We start from the raw sequence: 9,493 nt of genomic DNA, 5'->3' as shown, positions 1-9,493 counted from the left end.
GCTGTGGGCTCGACCTGCTTGTTCAACCAAGCTTCAAACTCTTTGAAACCCTTCGCGTCATTAGGCAGCTTGGCCTTGGTTTTGTGCTTACCGTTTGGCAAGTGCGTGGCGATATCAAAGGTGTTTTTAGCGATATCGACACCGACGAAACTGGACATGAGTGTCTCTCCATTGATCTGTTTTCGATCATCACTGCACTCTGTCCAACCTTGCGAATGCGAGCTCTCGCCAGAGACGGGCCCAAGATACCGTTCGAACTATATGAGTGAGTGTGGAGGGCTGGAGCACGATCTACATCACAGGCAAAAAGCCTAAGGAGCTGCACGGCTTCCAAGTCCCTCCCTCGATGATCAGTCGAGAACTATCGCTCCTGACGGAGCGATAGTCGAGATACAAGGAGCTGCCGCAGGCTGCGATCTTTTGATCTTGCTGGTTCAGCCCAGCGCTTTTTCAATCGCGTGAACGATGGTCGGATCATCCGGCGCCGTACGCGGCAAGAACCGCGCCAGCACCCGGCCGTCCTTGCCGAGCAGAAACTTCTCGAAGTTCCAGGTGATATCCCCGGGAAACTCCGCGCCCTCGCCCGCCAGCAAGCGGTACAGCTGGTGCCGCTCGTGACCGTTGACTTCAAGCTTGCTCGACAACGGGAACGTCACGCCATAGTTCAGGCTGCAGAATTCCTGGATTTCCTGCTCCGTGCCTGGTTCCTGGCCGGCAAACTGGTTGCACGGCAGGCCCAGCACACTGAAGCCTTTGCCCTTGAATTGCTGGTAGAGGTTTTCCAGTGCCGCGTACTGTGGGGTCAAGCCGCATTTGGAGGCGACGTTGACCACCAGCACGACTTGGCCCTTGAAAGGCGCCAACGGTAGCTCCTGACCATCCAGGGCTGTCAACTTAAGGTCGTGAAAAGCACTCATGACGGACTCCAGATTCCCGTGTTCTATTCGAAACAGCCACTTGGCGAGGCCACCAAGGACAGCCGCGGACTAAAAAGGCGCCCGCAGGCGCCTCTCCAGTACTCGAAGCTTAGCGCAGAAAATCAGTGGTGATGGCCACCTTCGCCATGGACGTGGCCATGAGCGACTTCTTCCTGGCTGGCGTCACGGATAGCAACGACCTTCACTTTGAAGTTCAGGCGCTGACCGGCCAGTGGGTGGTTACCGTCAACGGTGACGTCGTCGCCGTCCAGGTCACGGATGGTCACGATCTGCATCTGGCCGTCCGGCGCCGAAGCGTGGAACTGCATGCCGACTTCCAGCTCGTCAACGCCTTCGAACATGCTGCGGCTCAGGGTGCTGACCAGTTCGGCAGCGTATTCGCCGTAAGCGTCTTCCGGCTCAACGGAAACTTCCAGCTCGTCACCAACAGCCTTGCCTTCCAGCGCTTTTTCCAGGCCCGGGATGATGTTGCCTGCGCCTTGCAGGTAGACCAGCGGAGCGCCGCCGGCGGAGCTGTCGATGACCTCACCAGCGTCGTTGGTCAGGGTATAGTCGATGGAGACAGCCTTATTGGCGGCGATCAGCATGGGGCGAGACCTTTTGCATAAGAATATAGAAAGGCCAAGTTTAGCGAAGCAATCGCGCGAAAGCGAACACAACCCGGACAAACGGGTTTCGACGATCACCGGCTTCCATCAGGACGAGGACGGTCACTGGGTGGCCGAGCTTTCCTGTGGCCACACCCAGCACCTGCGTCATCAGCCGCCATGGCAATCGCGCGCCTGGGTCCTTGACCCGGCGCAACGTATTGAAAAAATAGGCCAAGCCTTTACCTGCGGTTGGTGCGCACAAGGCTCGGTTAGCGATAACCTTGGCGACTGAATTTCGGTAGGCGGTCACGTATAGATCGCCACCCTTGCCATGCACCCTTAGAGAATCCGCATGCAAACTTTTTTTATCGCGCCCACCGATTTTGGCGTGGGTCTGACCTCCATCAGCCTCGGGCTGGTGCGTACCCTGGAGCGGGCCGGACTGAAAGTCGGCTTCTTCAAACCGATAGCCCAGCCGCATCCGGGCGACACCGGCCCCGAGCGTTCCACCGAACTGGTGGCACGTACTCACGGCCTGAAACCGCCGCAACCACTGGGCCTGGCCCACGTCGAGCGAATGCTCGGCGACGGTCAGCTCGATGAGCTGCTCGAAGAAATCATCGCCCTGTATCAGCAAGCGGCTGTCGGCAAGGACGTGCTTGTGGTCGAAGGCATGGTGCCGACCCGCAGCGCCAGTTATGCGGCGCGGGTCAATTTGCACCTGGCGAAAAGCCTGGATGCCGAAGTGATTCTGGTGTCGGCTCCGGAAAACGAAGTGCTCGCCGAACTCTCCGGCCGCGTGGAATTGCAGGCGCAACTGTTTGGCGGTCCGAAAGACCCGAAAGTCCTCGGCGTGATCCTCAACAAGGTCAAGACCGAGGAGAGCATGGAGGCCTTCGCCACGCGCCTGAAGGAGCATTCGCCGTTGCTGCGCAGCGGTGACTTCCGCCTGCTCGGCTGCATTCCGTTCCAGCCCGAGCTCAACGCACCGCGCACCCGCGACGTCGCTGACCTGATGGGCGCACAGGTGCTCAACGCCGGCGACTATGAAACCCGGCGCATGACCAAAATCATCATCTGCGCGCGCACCATGCGCAACACCGTGGAGCTGCTCAAACCCGGCGTGCTGGTGGTAACCCCCGGCGATCGCGACGACATCATTCTTGCGGTCAGCCTTGCGGCGCTCAACGGCGTGCCATTGGCCGGGCTGTTGCTGACCAGTGACACCCTGCCCGATCCACGCATCATGGACTTGTGCCGTGGCGCGTTGCAGGCCGGTCTGCCGGTATTGTCGGTGAGCACCGGCTCCTACGACACCGCCAACCTGCTCAATGGCCTGAACAAGGAAATCCCCATTGATGACCGCGAGCGCGCGGAGATCATCACCGACTTCGTCGCCAGCCATCTTGACGCCAAGTGGCTGCACCAGCGCTGCGGCACCCCGCGGGAAATGCGCCTGTCACCCGCAGTATTCCGCTATCAACTGATTCAACGGGCGCAGTCGGCGAACAAGCGCATCGTCCTGCCCGAAGGCAGCGAGCCGCTCACCGTGCAAGCGGCGGCGATCTGTCAGGAGCGCGGCATCGCCCGTTGCGTGTTGCTGGCCAAACCGGCGGATGTTGAAGCCGTGGCCCGCGCGCAAGGCATCGAGCTGCCGCCGGGGCTGGAGATTCTCGATCCGGATCTGATCCGCGAGCGTTATATCGAACCGATGGTCGCCCTGCGCAAAAGCAAAAGCCTCAACGCGCCGATGGCCGAGCAGCAACTGGAAGACACCGTGGTCATTGGCACCATGATGCTTGCGCTGGATGAAGTCGACGGTCTGGTGTCGGGCGTGATAAACACCACCGCCAACACCATCCGCCCGGCGCTGCAACTGATCAAGACCGCGCCAGGCTGCACGCTGGTGTCTTCAGTGTTCTTCATGCTGTTCCCCGAAGAAGTGCTGGTCTACGGCGACTGCGTGATGAATCCGCACCCAAGCGCAACTGAGCTGGCCGAGATCGCCCTGCAAAGCGCCGACTCGGCAGCGGCCTTCGGCATCACCCCGCGCGTGGCGATGATCAGTTACTCCAGCGGCGAGTCGGCCAGCGGCGAAGAAGTCGAGAAAGTCCGCGAAGCCACCCTGCTCGCCCACGAGCAACAGCACTCGCTGCTGATCGACGGGCCGCTGCAATACGACGCCGCTGCCAACGCCGATGTGGCCCGGCAACTGGCGCCCAACAGCCAGGTGGCCGGCCGCGCCACGGTGTTCGTGTTCCCCGACCTGAACACCGGCAACACCACCCACAAAGCCGTGCAGCGCAGTGCCGACTGCGTCAGCCTCGGCCCGATGCTGCAAGGCCTGCGCAAACCGGTGAACGACCTGCCGCGCGGCGCGCAGGTCGACGACATCGTCTACACCATCGCCCTGACCGCGATTCAAGCCGCCAACCGACCTATGGATGTGTAAATGCTGGACTTTCTGCCCGCCCCGATTCGCGGCGTGATCGCCGCGCTGCTGTTGGCACTCAATACGATTCTGCTGTGCTCGTTCCTGTTCTGCGTCGCGCTGATCAAAGTGCTGCCCTTCGACCTCGCCCGCCGCGCCTCACTGTGGCTGATGAGCCACACCCACGAAGCCTGGATCAGCAACAACAAGGGCTGGATGAACCTGGTGCGCCGCACCCGCTGGCACATCAGCGGCCTGCAAGGTCTGGACTACCAACACTCGTACCTGATCACCAGCAACCACCAGAGCTGGGTCGACATCCTGGTGCTGCAATACGTACTCAACCGGCGCATCCAGCCGCTGAAATTCTTCCTCAAGCAGGAGCTGATCTGGGTCCCGGTGATTGGCCTGGCGTGGTGGGCGCTGGGCTTTCCGTTCATGAAACGCTACTCCAAGGCCTATCTGGAAAAGCACCCGGAAAAGAAAGGCAAGGACCTGGAAACCACGCGCAAGACCTGCGCGAAGTTTCGCGACAACCCGGTGGGGATTTTCAACTTCGTCGAAGGCACACGCTTCACCGAAGGCAAGCACGCTCAGCAGCAATCACCGTTCAAGTACCTGCTCAAGCCCAAGGCTGGCGGCATCGCCTTTGTGCTGGACGCAATGGGAGAACAGCTGGAATCGATCGTCAACGTGACCATCCACTATCCGGGCGGGCGTCCAGGGTTCTGGGACCTGCTGTGCGGCAACGTGCGCGACGTGGTGGTGCACTTTGAAGAACTGCAGATTCCGCCAGCGTTCATTGGCAAGAACTACGATCAGGACGGCGAATACCGTCTGCAGTTTCAGGGCTGGATCAACCAGCTGTGGCAGGACAAGGATGCGCTGCTGGAACAGATGCACCGCGAATTCCCGAACCGGCACTAACCTTGTGGGAGCTGGCCTGCTGGCGATGGCCGAGATCAGCAAGCATCACTGGTGAATGACATAGCGCCATCGCTGGCAGGCCAGCTCCCACAGTTGGATTGGGTGCGTTCAGTTAGGGATTGGTCGGCTGGCAGGCCGCCTTCGCTGGCAAGCCAGCTCCCACAGTTGGATTGGGTGCGTTCAGTTAGGGATTGGTCGACTCGCCTTCGCTGGCAAGCCAGCTCCCACAATTGGGTTGGGTGTGTTCAGTTAGGTATCGGTCGGCTGGTAGGCCAGCCCCCACAAAATCAAGATCAAAAGATCGCAGCCTGCGGCAGCTCCTACAGGGAAGATAATACAACCCGCACGCGGCGCATGCCGCACCACTCCAGGATGAGCGCAAGCTCGGCTGCAGCTCTTGATCTTGATCCACGGGCGACGTCGGAAGGCTGAGCGGAGGGATTGATCCGGGGGTGGGAGCGCAGCGACCGTTTGGCGCAGCCAAACACAGCGAGAGGAGGTGCAGCGAAGCAAACCGTAGGCGCTGCACCCGGATCAATCCCGCAGCGAAGGGACCCCGAGCTTTAGCGAGCGGGCCGGACGCAGGAGCAAGCGTTTTTTTGCTTACTTTTTTTAGGCGTTTGTAAAAAAAGTGAGTCGCCGTAAGGGCGAAACCGCCAGCCGCAGCACCCGAAGAAACGGATATTCACTCAGCCAGACAGAGCATGGTCGCCTATAAGGGCGCCATCGCTGGCAAGCCAGCTCCCACAGTGGAATGAGCTCGCGCAAAAATCGCAGCCAACAAAAAACCCGCCGATGATCACTCATCCGCGGGCCTTTCATTTCCAACTAACGCTTAAATCGCGCCACGCTTGCGCAGCAGATCCAACACCTGCTTGACGCTCTCTTCCAGCGACAGCGACTGCGTGTCGATCACCAGATCGGCATTCAGCGGCACGTCATACGGAAAGGACTCACCCGGAATATTATCGCCACCCGCAGCATACAAGCCCTGCGGATCACGCTCGGCACACACCGCCGGCGAGGCCTGCACATAAACCGTCAACAGACGATCCTTGCCGATCAGCTCCTTGGCCTGCTCGCGACCTTCAGCACTCGGCGCAACAAACGCCGCCAGGGTCAACAGACCAGCCTCATTGAACTGACGCGCCACGTGCGCCGCACGCCGCCAATTCTCGGTGCGACCGGCACGGTCATGTGGCAAGCCCTTGTTGAGGTCGTGACGCAGGTTCTGCCCATCGAGTACGAACACGGCACGACCCATGTCGAACAACTTGCGCTCGACCGCATAGGCCAGGGTGCTCTTGCCTGCGCCGGACAGGCCGCTGAACAGCACGGTCGCCGGTTGCTGGCCAAAGCGCTGGGCACGTTCTTCAGTAGCAACGTGGGCCAGTTTGCCGTGGTGGGTGGCCGTGCCGTGGCTCAGTGGCTGAGCGACGATCATGCCGGCGCCAACGGTGCCGTTGGTCAAACGGTCAATGACGATGAACGCACCGGTGGTGCGGTTGCTGTCGTAACCGTCGAGGGCGATCGGCGCGTCGAGCGCGATCTTCACCTTGCCGATTTCGTTGAGCTGCAACGCGCTCGCCGGACCTTCTTCAAGGGTGTTCACGTCGACCTTGTTGACGATGCTGGCAATCGAGCCCGGCACATAACTGGTGGCGCGTTTGATGTCGTATTTCTTGCCCGGCAACATCGGCTCTTCAGCCATCCACACCAGCATCGCTTCGAAGCTGTCGGTGACCGGCGGCACGTTGTCGGCATGCACCAGCAAGTCGCCACGGGAGATGTCGATTTCGTCTTCCATGGTCAGCGTCACCGCTTGACCAGGACCGGCCTGCTCCAGTTCACCTTCGAAGGTGACGATGGATTTGACGCGGCTGCTCTTGCCCGACGGCAGCACCACCACTTCGTCGCCCTTGTGCACGATGCCGCTGGCGAGGGTGCCGGCGAAGCCGCGGAAGTTCAGGTTCGGACGGTTGACGTATTGCACCGGGAAGCGCAGATCGGTGAAGTTGCGGTCGCCCGCCACTTCCACGGTCTCGAGGATCTCCATCAGCGACTGCCCTTTGTACCAAGGCGAGCGCTCGGACTTGTTCACCACGTTGTCGCCCTTGAGAGCAGACATCGGCACGAAGTGCATGCTGGTCGGCTTCATCTTCAAGCCTTCGGCGAACTTCAGGTAGTCGGCCTTGATCGACTCGAACACACCTTCATCAAAGTCTTTCAGGTCCATCTTGTTGATGGCGACGACGATGTGCTTGATGCCGAGCAACGAGGCGATGAAGCTGTGACGACGGGTCTGGGTCTGCACGCCGTAACGGGCGTCGACCAGGATGATCGCCAGGTCACAGGTGGATGCACCGGTGGCCATGTTGCGGGTGTACTGCTCATGGCCGGGGGTGTCGGCAATGATGAATTTGCGCTTGGCGGTGGAGAAGTAGCGGTAGGCAACATCGATGGTGATGCCCTGCTCACGCTCGGCCTGCAGGCCGTCGACCAGCAATGCCAGGTCGATGTCGTCACCGGTGGTGCCGACTTTCTTCGAATCGCGGGTGATGGCTTCCAGATGATCTTCGTAGATCATCTTGGAGTCGTGCAGCAGGCGCCCGATCAGGGTGCTTTTGCCGTCGTCGACGTTACCGCAGGTCAAAAAGCGCAGCAGCTCTTTACGTTCGTGCTGGCCCAGGTAGGCGAGGATGTCCTCGCTGATCAAATCAGATGCGTGCGACATGACAACCCCTTAGAAATAGCCTTGACGTTTTTTATCTTCCATCGAGCCGGCGCCATCGTGGTCGATGACCCGGCCCTGGCGCTCGGAAGTTCGCGTCAGGAGCATTTCCTGAATGATGTCCGTGAGGCTTTCGGCCTCGGACTCCACCGCGCCCGTCAACGGGTAGCAGCCAAGGGTACGGAAACGCACTTTCTTTTTGACGATGCGCGCCTTGTCCTCGTCGGACAGATGCTCAAGGATGCGCTCGTCATCGATCATGATCAGGGTGCCGTTCTTCTCGATCACTTCGCGTTCGGCGGCGAAGTACAGCGGCACGATCGGGATGCCTTCGAGGTAGATGTACTGCCAGATGTCCAGTTCGGTCCAGTTCGACAACGGGAACACACGAATGGATTCGCCCTTGTTGACCTTGCCGTTGTAGACGTTCCACAGCTCCGGACGCTGATTCTTCGGGTCCCAGCGGTGCTTGCTGTCGCGGAACGAATACACGCGCTCTTTGGCGCGGGACTTCTCTTCGTCACGACGGGCACCACCGAACGCGGCGTCGAAACCATGCTTGTCGAGTGCCTGCTTCAGGCCCTCGGTCTTCATGATGTCGGTGTGTTTGGCGCTGCCGTGGGTGAACGGGTTGATGTTCTGCGCCACGCCATCGGGGTTGATGTGGGTGATCAGGTCCAGGCCCAGCTCTTCGACCATCTTGTCGCGGAACTTGTACATCTCCTGGAATTTCCAGCGAGTGTCGACGTGCATCACCGGAAACGGCAGTTTGCCCGGGAAGAACGCCTTGCGTGCCAGGTGCAGCATCACGGCGGAGTCTTTACCGATGGAGTACAGCATCACCGGGTTGTCGAACTCGGCGGCCACCTCGCGGATGATGTGGATGCTTTCCGCCTCCAGCTGTTTCAGATGCGTCAGTTTGTCGACCATGGCTACTCACGAAAGCTTTCTTATGAACGGCCAGCGGGCCGTGTTCGAGCGGGGAATCCTAGCACAGCGCCCTCTTCTAATCAGGACGCCAACTAGATCGAAAGGGCATATGAATATGCCCACCAGTTTGCCCTACTAACCCTGTAGGAGCTGCATTTCAGATCAGGCTCGCCGCGAGACGTCAGATCGGGTTCGGGCAGTCGATGAAGATGTGTTCCAGGGCAAAACGTTTGGCCAGGTAGTCACCCAGCGCCTGCACACCATAGCGCTCGGTGGCATGGTGGCCGGCGGCGATGAAGCTGATGTCGTTTTCCCGAGCGCTGTGGAAGGTCTGTTCGGAGGCTTCGCCACTGAGGAACAGATCAACGCCCGCCGCCACGCCCTGATCGATATAACCCTGCCCGCCACCTGTGCACCAGCCGACCCGGCGAATCATCGCACTGCCCTCGACCAGCAGTGGTTCGCGGCCCATGACGTCTTTGACCTTGCGGGCGAAGTCTCGCGCAGTCATTGGCTCGTTCAACGAGCCGACCAGCCCGACGATCTTCAGGTTGTCCGGGTCCAACGGCCCTTCGACGGTGATGTCCAGTTGACGCGCCAACTGCACGTTGTTGCCGACCTCCGGGTGCAGGTCCAGTGGCAGGTGATAAGCGAGCAGACTGATGTCGTGCTTGAGCAGGGTCTTCAGGCGGCGCTGCTTCATGCCGGTGATGCACGGGTTTTCGCCTTTCCAGAAATAGCCGTGATGCACAAGTATCAGATCGGCTTCGGCTTCCACCGCAGCATCGAGCAAGGCCTGACTGGCGGTGACGCCACTGACAATGCGCATCACCTGCGGACGCCCCTCCACCTGCAGGCCATTGGGGCAATAATCGGCGATTTTCGCACTGCCGAGGTAACGGTCGGCTTCTTCGACCAGGGTGCTGAGGGCGACGGCCATGAAAGA

Annotated in this window: 8 protein-coding genes; 3 read left to right on the top strand and 5 right to left on the bottom strand. The window is 60.2% G+C overall.

Annotation, left to right across the window (positions count from 1 at the left end):
• Positions 1 to 434: 434 nt before the first annotated feature.
• Together ACTJKS_RS27035 and ACTJKS_RS27030 are read right to left on the bottom strand one after the other, a co-directional pair.
• Positions 435 to 917 carry a glutathione peroxidase gene (locus ACTJKS_RS27035; RefSeq protein ID WP_108181693.1) on the bottom strand — a complete coding sequence of 161 codons (483 nt, stop codon included), beginning with the start codon at positions 915 to 917 and terminating at the stop codon, positions 435 to 437.
• Positions 918 to 1,039: 122 nt separating this feature from the next.
• The gene (locus ACTJKS_RS27030) at positions 1,040 to 1,525 is read right to left on the bottom strand and encodes an FKBP-type peptidyl-prolyl cis-trans isomerase (RefSeq protein WP_007968032.1); all 486 of its coding nucleotides are present in this window, start codon (positions 1,523 to 1,525) and stop codon (positions 1,040 to 1,042) included.
• Here ACTJKS_RS27030 and ACTJKS_RS27025 point away from each other — a divergent pair.
• Genes ACTJKS_RS27025 through ACTJKS_RS27015 form a run of 3 tightly spaced genes read left to right on the top strand, consistent with a single transcriptional unit; the run spans position 1,494 to position 4,886 of the window.
• Entirely contained in the window at positions 1,494 to 1,820 is a 327-nt protein-coding gene (locus tag ACTJKS_RS27025; protein WP_041073923.1) for a DUF3565 domain-containing protein, read from the top strand. The two genes, ACTJKS_RS27030 and ACTJKS_RS27025, sit on opposite strands and share 32 nt — an antisense overlap.
• 60 nt (positions 1,821 to 1,880) lie before the next feature.
• Positions 1,881 to 3,980, top strand: a complete 2,100-nt coding sequence (gene pta, locus ACTJKS_RS27020) for a phosphate acetyltransferase (protein WP_047291738.1) — start codon at positions 1,881 to 1,883, stop codon at positions 3,978 to 3,980.
• On the top strand, positions 3,981 to 4,886 hold the full coding sequence (locus ACTJKS_RS27015) for an acyltransferase (RefSeq protein ID WP_108181692.1): 906 nt from the start codon (positions 3,981 to 3,983) through the stop codon (positions 4,884 to 4,886).
• An 835-nt stretch (positions 4,887 to 5,721) separates the two neighbouring features.
• Here the strand turns inward: ACTJKS_RS27015 and cysN are convergent.
• The 3 genes from cysN to ACTJKS_RS27000 form a co-directional block, all read right to left on the bottom strand.
• Complete coding sequence (gene cysN, locus ACTJKS_RS27010; RefSeq protein WP_262949108.1) at positions 5,722 to 7,620, bottom strand: sulfate adenylyltransferase subunit CysN; 1,899 nt, start codon at positions 7,618 to 7,620, stop codon at positions 5,722 to 5,724.
• Positions 7,621 to 7,629: 9 nt separating this feature from the next.
• Positions 7,630 to 8,547 carry a sulfate adenylyltransferase subunit CysD gene (gene cysD / locus ACTJKS_RS27005; RefSeq protein ID WP_007912374.1) on the bottom strand — a complete coding sequence of 306 codons (918 nt, stop codon included), beginning with the start codon at positions 8,545 to 8,547 and terminating at the stop codon, positions 7,630 to 7,632.
• A gap of 181 nt (positions 8,548 to 8,728) precedes the next feature.
• Positions 8,729 to 9,487 (bottom strand): Nif3-like dinuclear metal center hexameric protein, encoded by a 759-nt coding sequence (locus ACTJKS_RS27000; protein ID WP_095139506.1) that lies wholly within the window; start codon positions 9,485 to 9,487, stop codon positions 8,729 to 8,731.
• Positions 9,488 to 9,493 lie beyond the last annotated feature (6 nt).

Source organism: Pseudomonas sp. 22189 (assembly GCF_052045635.1).
GTDB lineage: Bacteria > Pseudomonadota > Gammaproteobacteria > Pseudomonadales > Pseudomonadaceae > Aquipseudomonas > Aquipseudomonas parakoreensis.
Note: the sequence above shows the minus strand (reverse complement) of the source record. Positions and strands in the feature narration are given on the sequence as shown.